The sequence below is a fragment of the Corynebacterium sp. Marseille-Q4381 genome, assembly GCF_036881695.1.
GTDB lineage: Bacteria > Actinomycetota > Actinomycetes > Mycobacteriales > Mycobacteriaceae > Corynebacterium.
On record NZ_JBAJNR010000006.1, the window covers coordinates 78,453 to 99,408 of the forward strand.

Genomic DNA, 20,956 nt, shown 5'->3' on the forward strand with positions numbered 1-20,956 from the left:
CGCGTGTCGGATTCTTTGTCATCCAACCCCTTGCGCCGCCCGCAGCAGCACCAGGAGATTGCTGATTACCTCCGCGACGAGATCTTCGCCGGCCGCCTGCCGGTCGGCGAGTCGCTGCCGTCGGAAGCGGAGCTGTGCGAGCAGTTCGCGACGTCGCGCGGCCCGGTTCGGCAGGCCGTCGCAACGCTTCGCTCCGAAGGGCTGATCTCCTCGGGCCGCGGGCGCCGCTCCATCGTGCTGTCTAGCACGCGCACCGAAACCTTCGAGGAAGTGCTCTCCACCTCCTCCTGGGTCGCGCGCATGGGCAAGGTGCCGGGACAGTCCCTCAAGTGGTTCGGGTTGCACCCAGCCCAGCCGGAGATCGCGAAAGCACTGCAGCTTAAAGACGGCACGTCGGTCGTCTCCCTGCGCCGCATCCGCACCGCCAACGGCGCGCCCGTAGTCGCCGAGGACATCTTTTTCAGCCCCGCTGTTTCCGCGACCGTGCTGCGCACCGACCCGAACGCCGAATCCTTCCACCGCACCTTGATGCGCGAGGGCGTGAACTTCAACAACGTTTCGCGCGCCGCGTCCATCGAGCGCGCAACCGAGGCAGATGCGGAGACGTTGGCCGTTTCGGTTGGCGCCCCCATCCTCGCTGTCGAGCTGCGCGCTTACACCCACACCGGCAAGCCGGTTGAGTACGCGCTGCGCCGTTACCGCACCGACGACATCACCTTCGGCATGAACAACGTGCGCGGGCACTCCTCGCCGCTGTGGCTGGAGATGACCCCGGAGCAGATCGGATGAGCGCACCCCGCCTCGCAGGCCCACTCGCGGTGGCGGCGGCGCTGAGCGCGTGCGCCACGCCTGCGCCGCAGGTCGACGTCGTCACTGTCGCTGCCTCCGCCCCGCCAGCGAGCCTCGACTTCACCGCCACCGGCGGCGCCGCGGCCCCGCAGGCGCTGATGGGCAACGTGTACGAAACACTCGTTCGCATCGACGATCACGGGGTGCCCCAGCCGTTTCTGGCTACCTCGTGGGACACCTCCGACGACGGCATCACTTACACCTTCTACTTGCGCGACGACGTGGCGTTTTCCAACGGAAAGCCGTTCACCGCCGAGGACGCCGCGTTTTCCATCGACTACGTGAAAACTCAGTGGGCGAACGGGTTGAAATCCCAGATGGACCCGGTGGTGCAAGCCCGCGCGGTGGACGAGCACACGCTTCAGGTGGTCCTCAGCGAACCGAGCGAGAGCTGGCTGTGGTCCATGGGCACCTTCACCGGGGCGATGATGTGCGAGGAAAGCATCGCCCGCCTCGCCACCGACCCGCTGGGCACCGGCCCCTACACGGTCGCCCGCTTCGACGAGAACACCGCGATCAGCTTCGACGCCCGCGGCGACTACTGGGGCGAGGTCGCGCACGACGCGCAGATCCGCTACTTCACCGACGCCACCAGCGCGGTCAACGCGCTGCGCGCCGGCGACGTGGACGTGGTGTGGCAAATGCAGGCCCCGCAGCTCATTGGGGCGTTGCGCGACGACGTCCGCGTGGAAGTGGGCACCACAAACGGCGAGGTCCTGTTGTCCATGAACAACAACGCCGCCCCCTTCGACGACCCGGACGTGCGCCGCGCCGCCGCCTACGCCATCGACAGAAGCGCGCTCAACGACGTGGTCTACGACGGCCTGGCCACCGACACGGGCGGCGCGCCAGTGCCCCCCACCGACCCCTGGTACACCGGCACCGACTACTACCCCTTCGACCCCGACCGCGCACGCGAGCTACTGGCCGGTCGGACGCCGCAGCTGACCATCACCGTGCCGAGTCTGCCGTACGCCCAAACCGCGGCGGAGCTCATTTTCAGCCAGCTGCGGGACGTCGGCTTCGACGTCACCTTAGAAACCGTCGAATTCCCCGCGGTGTGGCTGCAAAAGGTGCTGAAAAGCGCGGACTACCAAGCCTCGATCATCGCCCACGTCGAGCCGCGGGATATGGCGTCGATGTTCGCTAACCCCGACTACTACTTGGGCTACGACTCGGCCCGCGCACGCGAGCTGATCCAGGCCGGAGACGTGGCCAGCATGCGCGAAGCCGTAGACGAGATCATGGCGGACGCAGCGGCGCTCACGCTGGTCAACGCCCCGAACATCGTGCTGCTGCGCAACGGTGTTTCCGGCGTGGACCCGAACATCGTCACCGACTCGCTGCCGCTGAACACAATCACGTTGAAGGAGGAGCCATGATCGCTCGAGTTGGGCGCGCCGTGGGACGGTTCGCGCTGCTCATCGCCGCGGCGAGTGCGGTGATTTTCCTCCTGCTGCGCGCGGTTCCCGGCGACCCGGCGCGCGTGGCTCTGGGGGTTACCGCCACAGAGGAGGCCGTCGCCGAACTCTCGCACAAGCTCGGCACCGACCGCCCGCTCGGCGTCCAGTACGTCGACTGGGTCACGGGTATGCTCACCGGCGACTTCGGCATCTCCATGGCGTCTGGCCGCGAGATCAGCGACACCGTGGCAGAGCGCGCCGGGGTTTCGCTGACGCTCACGCTTGCTGCGATGGCGCTCGCGCTCGTGACAGCGGTTCCGCTCGGCATCCGCCTCGCCCGCAAGCCGAGCGCCGTGCTCGCGGCCGCCACCCAGGTCGGGATGGCGGTGCCGTCCTTCCTCGTTGGCATCCTCGCAGTGGGGCTCTTCGCCGTTCGGCTGAACTGGCTGCCGGCGGGCGGGTGGGGCACGCCCGCGCACGCGGTGCTGCCGGTGATCTCGCTCGCGGTTGTGCAGGGCGCGATCCTCACCCGCTACGTGCGTGCGGCGGTGGCCGAGGAGCTGTCCAAGGATTATGTGCGCACGGGGAGGGCGCAGGGGGCGTCGATAAGCAATGTGCTCTACTCCTCTGTCCTGCGCAACGCCGCGCTGCCTGTGTTGACCGTGACCGGGCTGCAACTGTCCACCATGGTGGTCGGCGCGGTGGTGGTCGAGCGCGTGTTCGCCATCCCCGGCCTGGGAACGCTCCTTTTAACCTCGGTAGCCAACCGCGACCTCACCACCGTGCAGACGGTGATGATGCTTCTGGTGGCGTTCACCCTGGTGGTGAACCTGATCGTGGACCTGTTGTACGTGGTGATCGACCCGAGGAGTAAGCGGTGAAGCGCGCGGGCTACATCATCCTCGCGGTGTTTAGCGCCGCCGCAGTGCTCTCGCTGTTCTGGACGCCGTTCGACCCGCTGCAGGCGGCGCCCGCCGAGCGCCTGCAGCCGTTCGGCGCCGCGCACTGGATGGGCACCGACGAGCTCGGGCGCGACGTGCTCAGCCGCATCATGGCAGGAGCGCGCTTGACGTTGTCGGTCGCGGCGGCCTCGGTGGCGTTGTCTGCCCTTGTCGGTATCCCGCTGGGGATTTTCGCCGGCATGCGCCGCCGCGCCGGGAAGGTAGTAATGGGGGCTTCCGACCTGCTGCTCGCGTTCCCGGCCCTGTTGCTGGCTATCGTATTCACCGCCGTCTTCGGCGCGTCGATGTGGATCGTGGTGCTGGCGATCGGCATCGCGGGCATCCCCGGCTTCGTGCGCGTCGCGCGCGTGGGCACGCTGCAGGTCATGAGCCAGGACTACATCCTCGCCGCGCGCATGGCGAAGGTGCCGGGCCCGGTGATCGCAGCCCGCCACGTTTTGCCGAACATCGCGCACCTGCTCGCCGCCCAAGCAACAGTCGCGGCCGCGCTGGCCATCCTCGCCGAGGCGGGCCTGTCGTTTCTGGGGCTCGGCGCGCCCGCGCCGTACGCCTCGTGGGGACGCATGCTGCAGGCCTCGCAGCCGTACCTGGCCACCGCTCCCCACCTCGCGCTGTGGCCGGGCGCGGCGATAGCGCTCACAGTCCTCGCCTGCAACCTGATCGGAGGCGACCGTGATCGTCGTTGACCGTTTGCACATCGCCGACCTCGTGCGCGACATCTCGTTCACCCTCGCCCCCGGCGAACGCCTCGGCATCATCGGCGAATCCGGCTCCGGCAAATCGCTGACCGCGCTGGCCATCATGGGCCTTTCGGAGTTGCCGACTAAGGGCAAGGTGCTTATCGACGCCACCGAGATGCTCCACAGCCCCGACCGCGTCACCCGCGCCGTCAGGGGCTCGAAAGTGGGCATGGTCTTCCAAGAACCGATGACGGCGCTGGATCCGCTGAAAAAGGTGGGCAAGATCGTGCCCCGAGAGCTGCTCAAAGAGGTAGGCGTCGACCGCCCCGACGCCTACCCACACCAACTCTCCGGCGGGCAGCGCCAGCGCGTGCTGATCGCGCTGGCACTGAGCCAGAACCCCGACTACTTGATCTGCGACGAGCCCACCACCGCCCTCGACGCCACCACGCAAGCCCGCATCCTGGACCTGATCGACCGGCTGGTGGAAGAGCGCGGCATGGGCCTGATTTTCATCTCTCACGACTTGAACGTGGTGCGCCGCATGACGCAGCGGCAGCTTGTTTTCCACCGCGGTGAAATCGTCCCGCCCGATTCCGACTACGCGCGCGCCTTGGCCGCCGCCGCGCGTCCTGGGAAACCGGCCGCACCGGTTGACCCAGCCTCGCTCGGCGAGGCGGTGGTCGATCTTCGCGGAGTCACCGTGCGCCGCGGGTCGACGCTGGCGCTCGACGGTGTGTCGCTCACCGTGCGCGCAGGCGAGCGCCTCGGCATCGTCGGCGGCTCCGGCTCCGGCAAGACGACGCTTCTGCACACTATCGCCGGGCTTATCGCGCCCGACGCCGGCGCGGTGGAAACGAGCGGGCGCATGCACATGGTGTTCCAGGACCCGTACTCGTCGCTCGACCCGCGGATGCGCGTTGCGGCCTCGGTGCGGGAGGCCGGTGTGGACGCCGCGCGCGCCGAGGAGGTGCTCGCCGCCGTCGGGTTAGAAGGCGCGGGCGGGCGCAAACCGCGGGAGTTCTCCGGCGGGCAGCGCCAGCGAATCTCGATCGCGCGCGCCGCGGCCCCGCACCCGGACATTCTGCTTGCGGATGAGCCGGTCTCAGCCCTCGACGTCTCGCTTCGCTCCCAGGTGCTCGACCTGATCAGCGCCACAGTCGGGAACAACACCCTGATCTTCATTTCCCACGACCTGCAGGTGGTGCGCGAGATCTGCCCGCGGTTGGCCGTGATGCACAGCGGACGCATCGTGGAGCACGGCGACACCGAGGCGATCTGGGCAAATCCGTCCCACGAATACACGCGCGAGTTGATAGCGTCGGTGGCACGATGAGCACCCACATTACGGTCGTCGGTTCCATCAACGCCGACCTGACTGTCAACGTCGCCGCGCACCCGGCACCCGGCGAGACCCTGCTGGGCTCCGGCGGCGGGATCACCGCCGGCGGCAAGGGCGCGAACCAAGCCGTTGCGGCTGCCCGGCTCGGCGCGCGGGTGGCGCTCGTCGGGGCGGTGGGCAACGACGCCTACGCCGAACCCGCTACCGCGCTGCTGCGCAGCTCAGGCGTGGACCTGGCCCACGTGGAGACCGTCGACTCGGTGACAGGGCTTGCCGTGATTACCGTGGACGCCGCCGGCGAGAACACCATCATCGTGGTCCCGGGCGCGAACGCTGCGGTGGACGCGCAGTACGTGGAGAAGCACCAAGCCCCTATCCGCGACGCCGAGCTGGTCCTGCTTCAGGGCGAAATCCCCGCAGACGGATTCGCCCGCGCCGCCGCGCTGGCCGCCGGGCGCGTGGTGGTGAACCTGGCGCCGGTGGTCGACGTGCCGCGTGAAGCGCTGCTTGCCGCCAACCCGCTGATCGCGAACGAGCACGAGGCTGGCCTCATCCTTGCCCAGCTGGGTGAAGACCCTGCGGGGGAGCCTGCTGCGCTGGCCCAACGCTTGGTCGGCGCCGGTTTCGCATCCGTTGTGCTCACCCTCGGCGCGCGCGGCGCGCTGGTCGCCGACGCGGGCGGCACGCACAACATCCCCACTCCGCGCGTCACCGCCGTGGACACCGTCGGCGCGGGCGACGCCTTCGCGGGCGCGCTGTGCACCCGCCTCGTCGCCGGCGACTCGCTGCTCGACGCCGCCCGCTTCGCCGCGCGCGTGGGCGCGTTCGCTGTGACCAAGCCGGGCGCGCAGCCGTCTTACCCTGCCGAAAGCGACCCACTGCCCGATGTGTAGCGGGTGGCGCTAGCGCGTGATGTAGAACATCAGCGAGGGGTCCAGCACGTGCTCTTCGACCCGCTCAAACTCATCGGTCAACGCCTCGAACGCCTTAAACTCCCCAGGCGAAAGCTTTGCCTGCTCGCGCGGAACCGGTGTCTGCATGGGCGTTATTGTAGTCCCCATGCCCTTCCACCGCCTCGCCGCCGCGCGCCCTGGCCGGTTCGCGGTCGTCGAGCTGGTCGCGGTGGCGGTCATCGCCCTCGGGCTGCAGGTGGTCTTCTTCCAAACGCTTGAAAGCTTCCCGCTTGCCGACGCCCTGTTGATCTCCACCACCCTCCCCGCCCCATTTCTCGCCGCGTGGTTGACCAAGCGCAACCCCGCCGAGCTGCTCTCTGTCGAAAGGCGGATTCGCTGGGGTGTCGCCGGCCGAGCGCTCGCCGCCTCATGCGCCGTCTACGGCGCCGCCGCCCTCGCAGCCGCCGCGAGCGGGCGCATGATCGCCTTCGGCGACCCCGCCCGCGCACTGCGGTTCACCGCCTACGCGCTGGTGGTGGTCACCGCCCAATCAGCCGCCGAGGAGCTCATCTTCCGCGGCGCGTTGCCGCAGATCGTCGGCACGTGGGCGCGCTCGCCGTGGGTGGCGTACGGCGTGCCCGCGGCACTGTTTCTCCCCCTCCACGCCACCGACGGGTGGGGCTACGTGGACATCGCCGTCTTTACCGCCTGCGCTGGCTGGCTGACGTGGTTCACCGGCGGCGTTGAGGCGGCGATCGCGCTGCACGCAGCGGGCAACCTGCTTGTGCAGTTCGCCCCTGTAAGCCCGGCCGCATCGATCGCGCTGACGGTGGCGGCGACCGCGCTAAGCGGATGGTTCGCCCGCGCCCGCGCCTAATCCAGTATGGCGAACAGGCCTGTGGCCACCTCGGCGCCGTGGACCCAGATCGCGTCGTGCTCCCAGGTGTCGTGCGACCACACCTTGAGGCTGGCAATGCTTGCCGCCGTCTGGCTCACGCAGGCTATTCTTCGTCGGTCGACAGCGCGGCGACGAACGCCTCCTGCGGCACAGTGACGGAGCCGATGGACTTCATGCGCTTCTTACCGGCCTTCTGCTTCTCCAGCAGCTTGCGCTTGCGCGAGATATCGCCGCCGTAACACTTGGACAGGACGTCCTTGCGCAGCGCGCGGATGTTCTCGCGGGCGATGATCTTGGAACCAATCGCCGCCTGCACCGGCACCTCGAACTGCTGGCGCGGGATGAGCTCTTTGAGCTTCTTCGTCATCTTGTTGCCGTACCACTGCGCGGACTCCTTGTGCACGATCGCGCTGAACGCGTCGACCGGCTCACCCTGGAGCAGGATGTCCACCTTCACCAGGTCGCCGAGCTGCTCGCCGGCTTCCTCGTAGTTCAGCGAGGCGTAACCCTTCGTGCGCGACTTCAGCATGTCGAAGAAGTCGAAGATAATCTCGCCCAGCGGCATGATGTAGCGCAGCTCGACGCGGTCCTCGGAGAGGTACTCCATGTTCTTCATGGTGCCGCGCTTGGACTGGCACAGCTCCATCGTGGTACCCACGAACTCCTGCGGCACGATGATGGTCATGTTCACGATCGGCTCGTAGACCTCGTCGATCTTGCCGCCCGGCCAGTCCGACGGGTTGTGCACGACCTGCTCCGTGCCGTCCTCGCGCATCACGCGGTAGGTCACGCTCGGCGCGGTGGAGATCAGGTCGAGGTCGAACTCGCGCTCGAGGCGGTCGCGGGTGATCTCCATGTGGAGCAGGCCTAAGAATCCGCAGCGGAAACCGAAGCCGAGGGCAACGGAGGTTTCGGGTTCGAAGGTCAACGATGCGTCGTTAAGCTGGAGCTTCTCCAGGCTCTCGCGCAGCGCGGGGAAGTCCTCCTGGCTGACCGGGAACAGGCCCGAGTACACCATCGGTTTAACCTCTTCGAAACCCTCGAGCGGGTCGTCGGCACCCTTGGAAGCCCAGGTCACCGTGTCGCCGACGCGGGTCTCGCGCACATCCTTCACACCGGTGATGAGGTAGCCCACTTCACCTGGGCCCAAGCCTTTGGTCTTTTTCATCGTCGGCGACACCACGCCGATTTCTAAGATGTCCAGCTTGGTGCCGGTGTTCATCATCTGCACCTGCTGGTTGGGCAGAAGCTTGCCGTCCACCATGCGGATGTAGGTGACCACACCGCGGTAGGTGTCGTAGACCGAGTCGAAGATCAGGGCGCGGGCCGGCGCATCAGCCGCATCCGAGCCGTCCTCCATCTCGGACTTCGGCGCCGGGATCAGCTCGACCACCTTGTCCAGAAGCTCCGGCACGCCCTGGCCAGTCTTACCGGAGACGCGCAGCACCTCCTCCGGCTCGCAGCCGATGATGTTGGCGATCTCGAGAGCGAACTTCTCCGGGTCGGCCGCCGGCAGGTCGATCTTGTTCAGCACGGGGATGATCTCGAGGTCGTTCTCCATCGCCATGTAGAGGTTGGCAAGGGTTTGGGCTTCGATGCCCTGCGCCGCGTCGACAAGCAAAATAGCTCCCTCGCACGCGTCCAGGGAGCGCGAGACCTCGTAGGAAAAGTCCACGTGGCCTGGTGTGTCAATCATCTGCAGGACGAACTCCTCGCCCGCGTGCTCGCCGGTCTTCGGCACCCACGGCAGGCGCACGTTCTGCGCCTTGATGGTGATGCCACGCTCGCGCTCAATGTCCATGTTGTCGAGGTACTGGTCGCGCATGTCGCGTTCGTCCACCACGCCGGAGAGCTGCAGGATACGGTCGGCCAGCGTGGACTTGCCGTGGTCGATGTGCGCGATGATGCAGAAGTTGCGGATCCGGGCCGGATCCGTGAACGTCTCTTCCGCGAAGTTCCTCTTTTGAGCAGCCATAATTACCACATCCTACTGGGTGGCCAGACGAAGAGAAATATCGGCGCAAACCGCTTGTAGGCACGTGTTTTTGCACCTAAAGTGGCTCCGAAAGGTTCGGTAGCAAGGAGGCCGAAGGTGGCACGCTGGTTCCGTGGCAAAGGTTGGGGCAGCACCAGCGACAAGAAGCGCGCCCGCGAGCTGGACCCGTCGCTGGAGAAAGGCCTCGCGCTGCTGAACGAGCGGCTGGCGCGCCCGAACTCGCAGCGCCGCGAACGCCTCGCTTCGCGCGTGCACGTCAAACCCACCGCCGCGGTTCCGCGGAACATCTACTACGCCCCCGACATGGACGGCGGAGCGGAGCCCGGCGAGGTGGTGTGGGTGACCGTGCCGTCGCAGCCGCCGTCGGAGCGCTCCATGCTGGTGGTGGGCCGCGACCGCACCGACGTGCTGGGCCTTTTAATCTCGCCCGAGAAGGACCACGCCAACGACTCGCGTTGGCTCGGCATCGGCTCCGGCGGGTGGGACGCCTCCGGCGAGCCGTGCTGGGTGCGCCTGGACAAGACCCTGTGCGTGCCTGAATCCGACGTGCACCGCCGCGGCACCACCGTGCCCCAGCTGCGCTTCGAGCGCGTGGCCAACAGACTGCGCGACCACTTCGATTGGGGCTAGCGCTTTTGCCTTTTGGTTCCGGCCGCGGTGAGCTGCTAGCTTTGAGGAGTTGTTCGCATCCGGGTGTTTAAGGGTGCGCGGCGCTACGCGGGCAGGACCTTGGGTCCGCGTTCATACCCAAAGCGCCGTGCGCAAAGCCCTGCCGGATCTTCGACATACCCATCAGTATCGAATTAAGAGGTGATTGCTCATGGCAAACATTAAGCAGCAGAAGAAGCGCAACCTGACCAACGAGAAGGCGCGCATCCGCAACAAGTCCATCCGTTCGGCTACCCGCACGGAGATCCGCAAGTTCCGCGAGGCTGTGGAGTCCGGCGACAAGGCTGCCGCCGAGGCGCAGCTGCGCGTCGCGTCCCGCAAGCTGGACAAGGCTGTGACCAAGGGCGTGTTCCACCGCAACAGCGCTGCGAACAAGAAGTCCAACATGGCTCGCGCCCTGAACAAGATGGGCCAGGAAGAAGCGTAAAGCTTTTTGGCTTGTCGACGCCCCGTTGATCATTTTCAGCGGGGCGTTTCCTTTTGCCCGCGCCGCGCTACACCAGCTCTGCGATACGCCGCACCGCGTTCTCCAGCTCGAACTCCTCGTCGCCGCCTTGGCCCTTCACCGCCGCGTCCAAGTCAGCGACGATGATCACGGCTTCGGACACCGCCTCCCCCGACCACTGGCGCGCCACCTGCATCGCCTTCTTCACCGCGAAAGGGTGCATGCCGAGCTCCCTGGCCAACTGGTCGTGGCTGCCGCGCGCGCCGTAGAGCTTGGCAATGTCTCCGACTTTCATCGCCAGCGCCGCAGCGATCGCGACCGGCGAGGCGCCCAGCTGCAGCGCCCTCCTCGTCGACGCCAGCGCCCTATCCGCCCTTCCCGCCACCGCCTGGTCCGCGATATCGAAACCTGCGACCTCCGCAACACCGGTGTAGTAATCGCGCACCGACGCCACGGTGATCTCACCCTCTGTGTCCGAGACCAGCTGGCTGACGGCCGAGGCGAGCTCGCGCAGGTCGCTGCCCACCGATTCCAACAGCGCCGCCACCACGTCGGGCGTGGGCCGCACCCCGTGGCGCTTGAACTCGGTGGTGAGCCACGCGTGCCGGTCGCGCTCCTTAAGGGGATCGACCTGGTGCACCTCGGCGAGCTTTCTGAACTTCTCCAGCTGCGATTTCTGCCGCCCGCCGCCGGTGTGCTTGATAATGACGGTGACGCCCGGCGCGACATCCACGCAGGCCTTGAGCAGCGCCTCCACAGGTTCTTTGCCCGCCAGTTCCGTCTTCTCCACGATGAGCACGCGGTCCTCGGCGAACAGCGACGGGCTCATCGCTTGCGCCAGTTCGCCCGCAGTGGCGTCGACGGCGCGCAGCGTGGTCACTTCCGCCGTCGGCGACGCCTCGGCGAGGATGTCCTTCGTTGCGCGTTCAGCGAGGAACTCGTCCTCACCCACCACTAGGTGCACGGGGTTGAGCATGCGCTCCATTGTAAGTGCGGTCTCTGCACGGGTTCACGGCGGTGAGCGCGACCCGTCGGCGCGCAGCGTAATCGCCCCGTCGCGGTTAGGGAAGATCACCGGGATGCCGGCCGGTGTCTTCGTCGGGCGTTTCGTGGGCGCGCCCGGTTCTAGCACCACCACCAGCTCGGTTCCCGGCGGGACCGGCTCGATCTCGCTGCGCGTCGCCACCACGTGGGCGCGCAGCGCGGTCTGGTCCACCACCGGCGCAGGCAGCGGTTGGAGGTGCAGCGCTCCGATCACTCCCGCGGTGATAGCAAAGGTGATCCGCGGCCGCCTCGCCATCAGCCCCGCGATGACCCAGCCGTAGGCCACCAGCACCATCACAGGCCCTGCTTCAACCTTGGCAAACGGCAGACGCGCACCGTTGGTGGCCACGGCGTGCACCCACCACGTCAACGGCTCAATAGCGATGAGCAGCGGCACCTCGAGGCCGCCCGGCAGAAGACACAGCACCGCGGCGAGAAGCCCCAGCACCGTCACCGCACCCGTGACGGGCGCAACTAGCACGTTGGCAGCGGCAGAGACCAGCGAAACCTCCCCCGCCATCAGGGACACGATCGGCATGGTCACCACGTCCGCCGCAATCGCCACCGCTACCGCTCGCACAAGGATGTCGGGCCACCCAGTTGGCGCAAGCCAGCGGTACAGCAGCGGGTGCAGCGTCACGATCCCAGCGGTCGCGGCCACCGACAGGGCGAAACCGTAATGGACGGCGAGGTCCGTATCCGCAAGCACCAGCGCGATCACCGCGATGCACAGCGCGTGGACCGGCTCTGCCCGCGTCGAGGCGATAACCGCTACCAGACCGACCAAACCAGTGACGGACGCGCGCAGCACGCTGGGTTCCGGTCCCACCAACCCTGCGAAAAGGAGGAGAGCCGCTGCCGCGCACGCGAGGCGGGTGCGCAGCCCGCACCCGATCAACGTGGCTGCCACCACCGCGGCCGTGGTGACGTAGGTGACGTTGCTTCCGGACACCGCGCTCAAATGGCTCAAGCCAGTCGCAATGTACGCCTGCTCTTCCGCGGCCGTCTGCGCCGATGTGTCGCCGAGCACCATACCGGGGATGAGTCCCCTCGAGCTCGGGCCCACGGTTGCGTCCACACTCTCGGCGAATGTGCGGCGCACGTGCGCGGCAAACGCGGCGTAGCCGGTAGGCGGCTGCACCATCTCGACCTCCCCGTTGAACACGTACGGGTTCACGGCAGCGACACGGGACGCCTTCAGGGCACCGGTTGCCACGACGGTCGCGCCAGGCTCCACGCCGTCAGGCAATTGGGTGCTGAACACGGCGAGGGTGGAGGGGTGCCCGTCTGGCGAAATCCGGGTCAGCCACGATCCGCCGCTGGTGAGCTTCGGCGCCGAAGTGACGCGTCCCGTGATGCGCTCCCCGAACTCCCAGTTTTGCGCCACGCGCACACGCACCGAGGCCACCGCGCACGACGCGCAGCCGAGCCCCACAGCCAACAGCGACTGACCGGGGTGGCCGCAGACCAAGCAGATAAGGCCCGCTGCAGCGACGAGTGCAAGACCCGCCCAGGTGCCGACGGTCACGCACAGGATGCTCGCCAGCCACACCGTGAGCGCGGCGGGAACAAGACGCAACTCAGACACGGCTACAGCGCGATCTGGTCTTTGAGCGCCGCGAACTTCGCGGGCCCGATGCCCTTGACGTCCATGAGCGCCTCGAGCGAGGTGAACGGACCGTTCGCCTCCCGGTGCGCAACAATCGCGGCCGCGGTGGCGGCTCCGACGCCGGGAAGTGTCTCCAGCTCGGTGGCCGATGCCCCGTTAATCGAGACCAATCCCCCGCCCGCCGAGACCGCGCCGACCGAAAGGGCAGGAACCGCACCCGGCGGCGCGGCAGCGTTGGAGGGTAGGACGAGGATCTGCTGCCCGTCGACAAGCAACTGCGCCTGGTTCAGCGCTAACAGGTCGGCGTGCTCGTGCGGCGCCGCAACCGCTAAGGCATCGGCGACGCGCGCCCCCTGGTGCAAGGTGACCAGGCCTGGGTTGGCCACCTCCCCCACCACAGAGACCACCAGTTGCTCCGGCACCGCGTCCTCGGCGGCAACCGTCTCCCACTGCTGGGCCGGCGGGGCTGCGTCCGGGGTGCGCGTGACAGCCCACCCGGCGACGATGGCGAGCACCGCCGAGACGCACACCGCGGCTTGCTTCGGCTCCACGCGGAGGCGAGGTTCGGGGTAGGCGACGGGGAGGAGATCCTCTTCTCCGGTGGGCTTGGTCAGCTCTTTGATGCGGTCGGCGGCGCTCATAGGCGAACCGTACGGCCAGCTCCCCGACCCGCGGAAGCCCCTGGTGGCGCACCTGTGGATAACCCGGCGGGCGCGAGCGTGGCACCAAAAGGTTGTCCACACGCAACGCCCGTGCTGAAAACGCAACGGGCCTTATTGGAAACGGGACGTGGTGGATTTAGCCGTAGCGGCGCTGATCGACGAACCGGCCGAACGAATCGGATACTTGGTTGTCCCACTGCGACGGCCACAGATAGTAGCGGCCGTGGTTGCCGCCGTTGTGGCGCGCCGAACCCTCAAGCGTCTGCACTGACAGGTCGCACACGCCGTCGAGCGGCAGGCAGTAGTTGACGCGGTTGGTGGTCCCCGCTGCGGAGCGGGAGTTGAACGGCAGCCAGCCGAGCATGCCGCCCGACCCGCCGCCGGCCACGCCGACGGTCGCTGGGTCGCCCGCGGCGGTGTTCGGGTTGCCGAAGTACACGGCACCGGCGAGCTGGCCGCGGCGCGCGAGCTCACGCTCGTGCTCCAGAAGAATCATCGCGCCCTGCGAGTACCCGACCAGGATGTAGCCAGGGCGGCAGCCGGTGGCGCGTTCGTAGTCGTTGATCTGGCGCAGCACACCGGCACGGCCCGCCTGGACCGAGTCGGTGAACTCGCCTGCGGCACCGCGCGCGGTGCGCAGCACCGGCAGCGCGTACTCGAGGGCGATGTCCAAGGCTTGAATGACCGTTGCCGGGGTCGGAACGGTGGGCACGGAGTACTCGGGGTAAGCGGCCGGGTAGTAGCGCGGCTCGAGGCCAAGCACCTCAACGTCCTTCATCAGGGAGGCGCCGCCGTGGGTTGCGCGGTATCGGTTCTCAGCGTGGCGCAGGAAAGCGCGGATCGTCTCACCTTCCCAGCCGTTGGACACCCACGGTGCCTCGTTTGCGTAGCTGGTGCGGTAAATGTGGCCATTCTGGCCGGAGCCGCGCGCGGCGATTACGGCGACCGACGGGCAGCGCTGCTGCGCATCCGCGCTCGGCGCCTGCGGGGTAAAGGAAACAGATAACGTGGCGACAAGCGCGGTCACCAGGGCGACGAGGACAACTCGAGCCTGGCGCGAGAGGGTGGTTTGCACGCGCAAAACTCTAGCGAATCTCGCTACGTCGCGCTGAACACGGCCGACACACCGATGGCGCCGGCACCGGTGTGGGTGGCGATGACGGGCGCGAACGCCTCCACGAGCACCTTGGAACCGTCCGGCAGCACATCCTCAAGCGTGTGCGCGACCTGCTCGGCGGCGTCGGCCGCGTCGGCGTGCTGCACCGCCACGAACACGGGCTTGTTGTCGGCGCCCTCCACCACGAGCTCCGCCAGCCGCGCGAACGCCTTGGTTTGCGTGCGCGTCTTGGCCGCCAATTCGAGCTTGCCGTCGCGCATGCGCAGGATGGGTTTCGTCGCGAGCAAGGTGGCAGACAGTGCGGTGCCCGCGCTCAAGCGTCCGGACTTGCGGAGGATATCGAGCTGCTGCAGGTACAGCCACGTCTCCGAGCGCTCGAGGGTGGACACGGCCATCGCCTCGCATTCGTCGAGGCTCGCCCCCTCCCTGGCGAGGGTGGCCGCAGCCATCGCGGCCGCCCCGACGGCCATGCCGACGGCATCGGTGTCCACCACGCGAACGGTATCTGGAAACACCGCCGACGCCGTGACGGCGGCGGACCACGTGGACGACATTGCCTTGCCCAAGTGGAGGGCGACCACGCCGTCATCGCCGCCGCGCTCGAGCTGGCGGGCGTAGGCCGCCGTTAGCTCCAAGGCGCTGAGCCCCGAGGTCGACTCCTCCCCCTCGGATGCATCGATGACGTGCATGTCGACGACGGTGATGCCGAGCTCATCGGCGATCTCCGGCGGCAGACTTGCGGAAGAATCGACTACAACGCGCACGCTCACGAGATGCTCAACCCCTGGTTCCAGGCCTCGAGGTACCACTGCACCTTGTCTGGTTCGGCGGCGTCGAAATCGGTGGGATCGGCATCTTGGCTGTAGTGCGGCATCGCGACAAGCCGCGAGGTGTTCGTGTTGCCCAGCCCCTTGAGCAGCGGGTACTGCTCCGGCGCAAGACCCAGCAGGTTCGACGTCAGCGCGGAGATCGTCCCGCCGTGGGCGACGATCAGCACGCTCGAGTCGTCCCACCCGCTATAAGACGCCATCAGCTCGTCGACCACGGGGCGGGCGCGGCGCGCCACGTCCAGGCGGCTCTCGCCCTCGGGCGGCGCCCAGCCCGGGTTGTTGCGCCAGTGGGCGCGCACACGCGCGTCTGCGCTGTCCACCTCGGCATGGGTCTTGCCCTGCCACTGGCCGAGGTGCGTTTCGCGCAGCCGCTCGTCCACGGTGAAGTCCAGACCCAGCACGGCGGCGACGATTTCCGCGGTGCGGCGGGCGCGCGACAAATCCGAGGCGACGATCTTGCCGACGCCGAGTTCGCGCATCATCAGCGCGGCGGCGCGGGCCTGCTCCACGCCGGTGTCGGACAGCTCAGTATCCAAGTGCCCCTGCATGCGGCGGGTGGCGTTGTACTCCGTCTGGCCGTGGCGCAGCAGGATAAGTCGTCGGTTCACCGTGTGCGTCCGCGAACTAGTACTCGTCCGCGTCGGGGCCTTCCCCGGCGAGCGGCAAGTCCTCGATCGTCTCCGCCTCGCGCACACCGGCGTTGTCGGCGAAGGCGCCCGGGCGCTGGTACGGCTCCAAGCCCTCGACCTCGATGACGGGGCAGTCGGAGTACAGGCGGTCGAGGCCGTAGAACTCGCGCTCGGCCTCGCGCTGGACGTGCACGACGAAGTTGCCGTAGTCGAGCAGCACCCAGCGGAACTCGCGGTTGCCCTCGCGGCGCTTGGGCTCAAGGCCCGCGTCAGTGAGCTCGGATTCAATCTCCTCGACGATCGCGGCGACCTGGCGCTCGGTCTCCGCGGACGCGATCACGAAGATGTCGGTGATCGCCATGACGTTGGAGACGTCGATGACAGCAATGTTCGCGCCGAGCTTTTCGTCAGCGGCCTTGGCGGCGATGGTCGCCTGCTCGATGGACAGTTGCGTGGCAGTCAAGAATGTAGGTCCTTAGGTCTGTGGTACTAGGTACCTGTAAGTCTAACGGCAGCGTCGTCAGGCATACAGTTCATGCTTGGCTATGTACTGCACCACCCCGTCCGGCACGAGGTACCACACCGGCCTGCCCCCGGCGGCGCGGGCGCGGCAGTCGGTCGACGAGATCGCCATCGCGGGGATGTCCAGCAGGTGGACGCGCTGCTGGATGTCCGAGGGAAGCATGTCCTCGGTCAGCTCGTAGCCGGGCCGGGTCACGCCGACGAACTCGGCGAGGGTGAACATCGCCTCCCAGTCGTGCCAAGACATGATCGAGCTCAGCGCGTCGGCGCCGGTGATGAAGTACAGCTGCGCGTCCGGGTAATCCACCTGCAGATCGCGCAGCGTGTCAATGGTGTAGGTCGGCCCGCCGCGGTCAATGTCCACGCGCGAGACGCTGAACTGGGGGTTGGAGGCGGTCGCGATGACCGTCATCAAGTAGCGGTCTTCCGCCGGCGAGATGGACCTGCCCGCCTTCTGCCACGGCTCACCGGTGGGCACGAAGACCACCTCGTCGAGCTGGAAGCGGTGCGCCGCCTCGCTCGCCGCGACCAAGTGGCCGTGGTGGATGGGGTCGAAGGTGCCGCCCATCACCCCGATGCGCCGTGCCGCGCGGGTCACGCCCTCACCTGCCCCGTGCCTTCGAGCACCCACTTCGTGGTGGTCAGCTCCGGAAGCGCCATGGGACCGCGCGCGTGCAGCTTCTGGGTCGAAATGCCGATCTCTGCGCCCATGCCGTACTGCTCACCGTCGGTGAACGCTGTCGAGGCGTTGAGCACCACCGCAGCGGAGTCGACCCGGTCGGCGAAACGCTGCAGCGTGTACGCGTCGCGGGAGGCGATCGCGTCGGTGTGGCCGGTGGAGTACGCGGCGATGTGCTCGATCGCGCCGTCGACGCCGTCGACTTCCTTGTACGCGATGTCCATCGAGAGGTACTCCTCGGCCCAGTCGGCCTCGGTCGCCTCAACAAACCCCAGCGCGGGGTCGCCGTGGATGGTTACTCCGGCGTTGTGCAGGGCGTCGATAATCTGCTGCTTTGAGGCTTGGTCCAAGCTCGCGTCCACCAGCACCGTCTCGGTGGCGTTGCACACGCTCACCCGGCGCGTTTTGCCGTTGAGGAGCATCTCGATCGCCGAGTCCAGCTCTGCGGCCTTGTCAATATAGAAGTGGCAGTTGCCGGTACCGGTCTCGATCGTGGGCACGGTCGCGTTGGTGACCACGGCCTCGATGAGCTTCGCGCCGCCGCGCGGGATCACCACGTCTACCAGCCCGCGGGCGGTGATCAGGTGCTGCACCGAATCGTGGGTCTCGCACGGCAGAAGCTGCACGGCTTCGCGCGGCAAGCCGTGGTCTGCGAGCACGTCCTGCAGGATGGCCACCAGCGCCTCGTTGGAGCGGCGCGCGGTCTTGGACCCGCGTAGCAGCGCCACGTTGCCCGACTTCAGCGCAAGGCCGAACGCGTCGACCGTGACGTTGGGGCGTGCCTCGTAGACCATGCCCATCACGCCCAGCGGCACGCGCACCTGATGCATCTTGATGCCGTTTGCCAGCGTGTGGCCTCGCAGCACCTCGCCTACCGGGTCTTTCAGGCCCGCTACCTGGCGAAGTCCGTCGGCGATGCCCGCGATGCGCGCCTCATCCAGCGCCAGCCGGTCGAGCAGCGCCTCGTCCATCCCGGCTGCGCGGCCGGCTTCGAGGTCTTGCGCGTTGGCGGCGAGGATTTCTGCGGTGCGGTTTTGGAGCGTGGTGGCGGCGTCGATAAGCAGCGCGTTCTTTGCCGACTGCGAAAGCGCGGCCACCTCCGGTGCGACGTCCTTGGCGCGGCGCGCCTTGGCCAGGACCTCGTCGCGTTCGTTTCCCATCAGTAGCCTGCTTCCACGTCGATCTCGGTTCGCATCTTCTCCCCCGCTTCGAACAGGCGCCAGTTCTCGGCGGTTAGGCCGCCGATGCGGCGTCTCATGAACCGCGGGATGTTGGCGGTGTGCGGGGTGATCACACACGTGTCAATGCCCCACAGCGGGTGGTCCTCCGGCAGCGGCTCGGGCTCGGTGACGTCAAGGCCAGCGCCGGCAATCTTGCCCCGCTGCAGCGCGTCCGTCAGCGCGTCGGTGTCGATCAGGCCGCCGCGGCCGACGTTGATCACCACTGCGTTCTCCGGCATCTGGGCCAGGGTGTCCGCGTCCACCATGTGGCGCGTCTCATCCGTCAGCGGAGTCAGCAGCACGAAGATGTCGTGGCTCGACCACACCTTCTCCGCATCCGCCATCTTCACGGTCCGCGCCGCGCCCTCGACCTCGTTGCCGGAGCGGTTCACAGCCGTGACCTCGACGCCGAACGGCCGCACGTACTCGATCAGTTTCTTGCCAATGCCGCCCGCGCCGATCAGGGCCAGCTTCTTGTCGTCGAAGAGGTACTCCGTCTCGCCGAAAAGCTGCTTCTGGTTCCACGAAGGAGCTACTGCTTGATGACGGTGCATCACCGCCAACGTAAGCGCAAGAGCCGACTCCGCAACCGTGTCGTCGTAGAGCCCGCCCGCGTTGGCGAAACGCACGCCGTTAGCCGCGTGCTTGGCAAAGATCTCCTGGAGGTTCTCCACCCCTGCGTAGACGATCTGCACGACCTTGACGCTTTCAGGCAGATCCTGCGGGAAGTCGTCCGGCCCGCCGCCGAAGAGCAGCAGGTCCGGCCCCTCGTCCAGACCAACAAGTTCGTGGCCGGCGGCCTCGAGATCGGCAACGGGCTTATCCCAGGGGGTAGGCAAATACGCGAACTTCATAGACGCCCAGATTACAAGCGCGAAGCGTAGTTCGACAGGTAATCGGCGTGGACAACAGGGCGCTGCCGGTGGGCTTCGAGCTCCGACGTGTGGCGCCCGAGCATGCCGGCGAGGTCGGCGGCGTCGTAGGCAACCTCGCCTCGGCCCACCACCTCCGAATCAGGACCCAAAATTTCTACGATGTCGCCTGCGTGGAAATCTCCCTCGATTCCGGTGATGCCCACGGCGAGCAAGCTGGTCCCCCCGCGGGTGACGGCCTTGACCGCTCCCGCGTCGAGGCGCAGCACCCCTTCCGCGTCCGCCGCGTAGAGCGCCCAGAACTTCCACGCGTTGAGCTTGCTTTCCGGGCGGGTGTGGAACACGGTGCCGCCCTCGGCGGTTGCGAGCGCGCGCTCGATGTCGCTGGATGCGGTGAGCAGCACCGGCACGCCGCCACGGGTGGCGAGGCGGGCTGCGGAAACCTTCGCCGCCATGCCGCCGGTGCCGAACACGCCCCCGTCGCCGGCCTGCACGTCTTCAAGGTCAGCCCCGGTGACCACTTCGTCGATGCGACGTGCGCCGGGCAGCGCAGGGTTGGCGGTGTAGAGGCCGTCGACATCCGAAAGCAGCACGAGCGCGTCGGCGCTGATGAGCGTTGCTACGATCGCGGACAACCTATCGTTGTCGCCGAAGCGCATCTCGGAGGTCGCCACCGTGTCGTTCTCGTTCACGATCGGCACCGCACCGATCTGGCGTAACCGATCAATGGTGCGCTGCGCGTTGCGGGCCCGCTCCCGGGACCCGGCGTCCGACTGGGTCAGCAGCACCTGCCCGATCGTGCGGCCGTAGCGCGCGAACGACTGGCCCCAGGACTGCGCCAAGTGGATCTGGCCCACCGCAGCCGCTGCCTGCTTCGTGGCCAAATCGCGAGGGCGGGCTTTCAACCCCAGCGGCCCCATTCCGGCGGCGATTGCGCCCGACGACACCACAACCACGTCGCTGCCGCGCGCAATGCGGGCCTCGATCGCGTCTACGATCCGATCGATTTTGGGTTGGGAGACTTGCCCCGTTTCGTCGACAAGCGAGGACGTGCCCAGCTTCACCACGATGCGCTTCGCCGCGGAAATCTGCTGTCTGAGAGGGGAACCTGCCATACGTGCAGTGTAAACGGGGCTCTACAGCGTCCGGCGAAGTGACCGAAACATCTCCATGGGAAGAACGCAGGCCACGCCGAATTCATCTGCCACGTTGGGGATCTTCACCTTTGTAGAGTTTGGATCTGCTACCCGCTCTTCGTACGTGACAACCACTGCGGCCTCAGTAGCCGCAGCAGCGATCAGACGGGGATCAGCATGGCGAAGGAAATTGTTGACGTGTCGGGAAGCGTACGGGCGTGCAGGGTCAGTCACCCAATCCGCCACGCGCGCCAGCATTCTGGCCTGGGCGAGGTTTTCGTACAGTACGTCACCGCGTCGCTGGTCAACGTTGTTTTTCAGCCAGCCGGTTAGCCATTTGTCTTCCAGCGTTGTCACCTCCCTGTACACAGCTTCCGGGATCTTCACCTCACCGTTAGCTACGGCGTCGAGTAGTTGGTCCCAGAAGCCGGGGACAACGTCAGGCGGATAATTCCTCTCAGCAGCCGAAATGAGTACGTTTGCGTCGAGGAGGTACATG

General features: G+C 67.3%; 24 protein-coding genes. 9 read left to right on the plus strand and 15 right to left on the minus strand.

The window, feature by feature from the left end:
* The first annotated feature begins 3 nt into the window (after positions 1-3).
* The 6 genes from V6D40_RS06450 to V6D40_RS06475 are packed head-to-tail and all read left to right on the plus strand — an operon-like array spanning position 4 to position 6,129.
* Positions 4-789, plus strand: a complete 786-nt coding sequence (locus V6D40_RS06450; protein WP_334289544.1) for a GntR family transcriptional regulator — start codon at positions 4-6, stop codon at positions 787-789.
* Complete coding sequence (locus V6D40_RS06455) at positions 786-2,231, plus strand: ABC transporter substrate-binding protein (RefSeq protein ID WP_334289545.1); 1,446 nt, start codon at positions 786-788, stop codon at positions 2,229-2,231. The genes V6D40_RS06450 and V6D40_RS06455 overlap by 4 nt, the downstream gene beginning before the upstream one ends.
* A complete protein-coding gene (locus V6D40_RS06460) occupies positions 2,228-3,133 on the plus strand; it encodes an ABC transporter permease (protein ID WP_334289546.1) in 906 nt (301 codons plus the stop codon). Before V6D40_RS06455 ends, V6D40_RS06460 begins: the two co-directional genes overlap by 4 nt.
* Positions 3,130-3,900, plus strand: coding sequence for an ABC transporter permease (locus V6D40_RS06465; RefSeq protein WP_334289547.1), 771 nt, complete (start codon positions 3,130-3,132; stop codon positions 3,898-3,900). The genes V6D40_RS06460 and V6D40_RS06465 overlap by 4 nt, the downstream gene beginning before the upstream one ends.
* Positions 3,887-5,230 carry an ABC transporter ATP-binding protein gene (locus tag V6D40_RS06470; protein WP_334289548.1) on the plus strand — a complete coding sequence of 448 codons (1,344 nt, stop codon included), beginning with the start codon at positions 3,887-3,889 and terminating at the stop codon, positions 5,228-5,230. Before V6D40_RS06465 ends, V6D40_RS06470 begins: the two co-directional genes overlap by 14 nt.
* Positions 5,227-6,129, plus strand: coding sequence for a ribokinase (locus V6D40_RS06475; RefSeq protein ID WP_334289549.1), 903 nt, complete (start codon positions 5,227-5,229; stop codon positions 6,127-6,129). The genes V6D40_RS06470 and V6D40_RS06475 overlap by 4 nt, the downstream gene beginning before the upstream one ends.
* Before the next feature lie 9 nt (positions 6,130-6,138).
* Here the strand turns inward: V6D40_RS06475 and V6D40_RS06480 are convergent, their stop codons facing one another.
* Positions 6,139-6,276: a hypothetical protein gene (locus V6D40_RS06480; protein WP_334289550.1), complete on the minus strand. Its 138-nt coding sequence runs from the start codon at positions 6,274-6,276 to the stop codon at positions 6,139-6,141.
* 19 nt (positions 6,277-6,295) lie between these two features.
* Here V6D40_RS06480 and V6D40_RS06485 point away from each other — a divergent pair, with 19 nt between their 5' ends.
* Positions 6,296-7,006 (plus strand): CPBP family intramembrane glutamic endopeptidase, encoded by a 711-nt coding sequence (locus V6D40_RS06485; RefSeq protein ID WP_334289551.1) that lies wholly within the window; start codon positions 6,296-6,298, stop codon positions 7,004-7,006.
* Here V6D40_RS06485 and V6D40_RS06490 read toward each other — a convergent pair.
* Complete coding sequence (locus V6D40_RS06490) at positions 7,003-7,125, minus strand: hypothetical protein (RefSeq protein WP_334289552.1); 123 nt, start codon at positions 7,123-7,125, stop codon at positions 7,003-7,005. The two genes, V6D40_RS06485 and V6D40_RS06490, sit on opposite strands and share 4 nt — an antisense overlap.
* A 5-nt stretch (positions 7,126-7,130) precedes the next feature.
* Positions 7,131-9,002, minus strand: coding sequence for a translation elongation factor 4 (lepA, locus tag V6D40_RS06495; RefSeq protein WP_334289553.1), 1,872 nt, complete (start codon positions 9,000-9,002; stop codon positions 7,131-7,133).
* Between the two features lie 117 nt (positions 9,003-9,119).
* Between lepA and V6D40_RS06500 the strand changes: the two genes are divergently transcribed.
* Both V6D40_RS06500 and rpsT read left to right on the plus strand, forming a co-directional pair.
* Positions 9,120-9,653 (plus strand): type II toxin-antitoxin system PemK/MazF family toxin, encoded by a 534-nt coding sequence (locus V6D40_RS06500; RefSeq protein WP_334289554.1) that lies wholly within the window; start codon positions 9,120-9,122, stop codon positions 9,651-9,653.
* Between the two features lie 190 nt (positions 9,654-9,843).
* On the plus strand, positions 9,844-10,119 hold the full coding sequence (rpsT, locus tag V6D40_RS06505) for a 30S ribosomal protein S20 (RefSeq protein ID WP_334289555.1): 276 nt from the start codon (positions 9,844-9,846) through the stop codon (positions 10,117-10,119).
* Between the two features lie 67 nt (positions 10,120-10,186).
* On the opposite strand, the gene holA is transcribed toward rpsT, so the two are convergent.
* The 12 genes from holA to V6D40_RS06565 all read right to left on the minus strand — a co-directional run bounded on the left by holA (position 10,187) and on the right by V6D40_RS06565 (position 20,955).
* Positions 10,187-11,122 (minus strand): DNA polymerase III subunit delta, encoded by a 936-nt coding sequence (holA, locus tag V6D40_RS06510; RefSeq protein ID WP_334289556.1) that lies wholly within the window; start codon positions 11,120-11,122, stop codon positions 10,187-10,189.
* A gap of 24 nt (positions 11,123-11,146) precedes the next feature.
* A complete protein-coding gene (locus V6D40_RS06515; RefSeq protein WP_334289557.1) occupies positions 11,147-12,769 on the minus strand; it encodes a ComEC/Rec2 family competence protein in 1,623 nt (540 codons plus the stop codon).
* A gap of 2 nt (positions 12,770-12,771) precedes the next feature.
* On the minus strand, positions 12,772-13,431 hold the full coding sequence (locus V6D40_RS06520; protein ID WP_334289558.1) for a ComEA family DNA-binding protein: 660 nt from the start codon (positions 13,429-13,431) through the stop codon (positions 12,772-12,774).
* 157 nt (positions 13,432-13,588) lie between these two features.
* A complete protein-coding gene (locus tag V6D40_RS06525) occupies positions 13,589-14,527 on the minus strand; it encodes a hypothetical protein (RefSeq protein WP_334289559.1) in 939 nt (312 codons plus the stop codon).
* 23 nt (positions 14,528-14,550) lie between these two features.
* On the minus strand, positions 14,551-15,339 hold the full coding sequence (locus tag V6D40_RS06530; RefSeq protein WP_334289560.1) for a DegV family protein: 789 nt from the start codon (positions 15,337-15,339) through the stop codon (positions 14,551-14,553).
* A complete protein-coding gene (locus V6D40_RS06535; protein WP_334289561.1) occupies positions 15,336-16,007 on the minus strand; it encodes a histidine phosphatase family protein in 672 nt (223 codons plus the stop codon). Before V6D40_RS06535 ends, V6D40_RS06530 begins: the two co-directional genes overlap by 4 nt.
* 16 nt (positions 16,008-16,023) lie before the next feature.
* Entirely contained in the window at positions 16,024-16,491 is a 468-nt protein-coding gene (gene rsfS / locus V6D40_RS06540) for a ribosome silencing factor (protein ID WP_334289562.1), read from the minus strand.
* A gap of 57 nt (positions 16,492-16,548) precedes the next feature.
* A complete protein-coding gene (gene nadD / locus V6D40_RS06545) occupies positions 16,549-17,148 on the minus strand; it encodes a nicotinate-nucleotide adenylyltransferase (protein WP_334289563.1) in 600 nt (199 codons plus the stop codon).
* Positions 17,145-18,389, minus strand: a complete 1,245-nt coding sequence (locus tag V6D40_RS06550; protein WP_334289564.1) for a glutamate-5-semialdehyde dehydrogenase — start codon at positions 18,387-18,389, stop codon at positions 17,145-17,147. The genes nadD and V6D40_RS06550 overlap by 4 nt, the downstream gene beginning before the upstream one ends.
* Entirely contained in the window at positions 18,389-19,303 is a 915-nt protein-coding gene (locus V6D40_RS06555; protein ID WP_334289565.1) for a D-isomer specific 2-hydroxyacid dehydrogenase family protein, read from the minus strand. The genes V6D40_RS06550 and V6D40_RS06555 overlap by 1 nt, the downstream gene beginning before the upstream one ends.
* Positions 19,304-19,314: 11 nt before the next feature.
* Positions 19,315-20,436, minus strand: coding sequence for a glutamate 5-kinase (proB, locus tag V6D40_RS06560; RefSeq protein WP_334289566.1), 1,122 nt, complete (start codon positions 20,434-20,436; stop codon positions 19,315-19,317).
* A 21-nt stretch (positions 20,437-20,457) separates the two neighbouring features.
* Positions 20,458-20,955 carry a DUF4411 family protein gene (locus tag V6D40_RS06565; protein WP_334289567.1) on the minus strand — a complete coding sequence of 166 codons (498 nt, stop codon included), beginning with the start codon at positions 20,953-20,955 and terminating at the stop codon, positions 20,458-20,460.
* Between the last annotated feature and the right edge of the window lies 1 nt (position 20,956).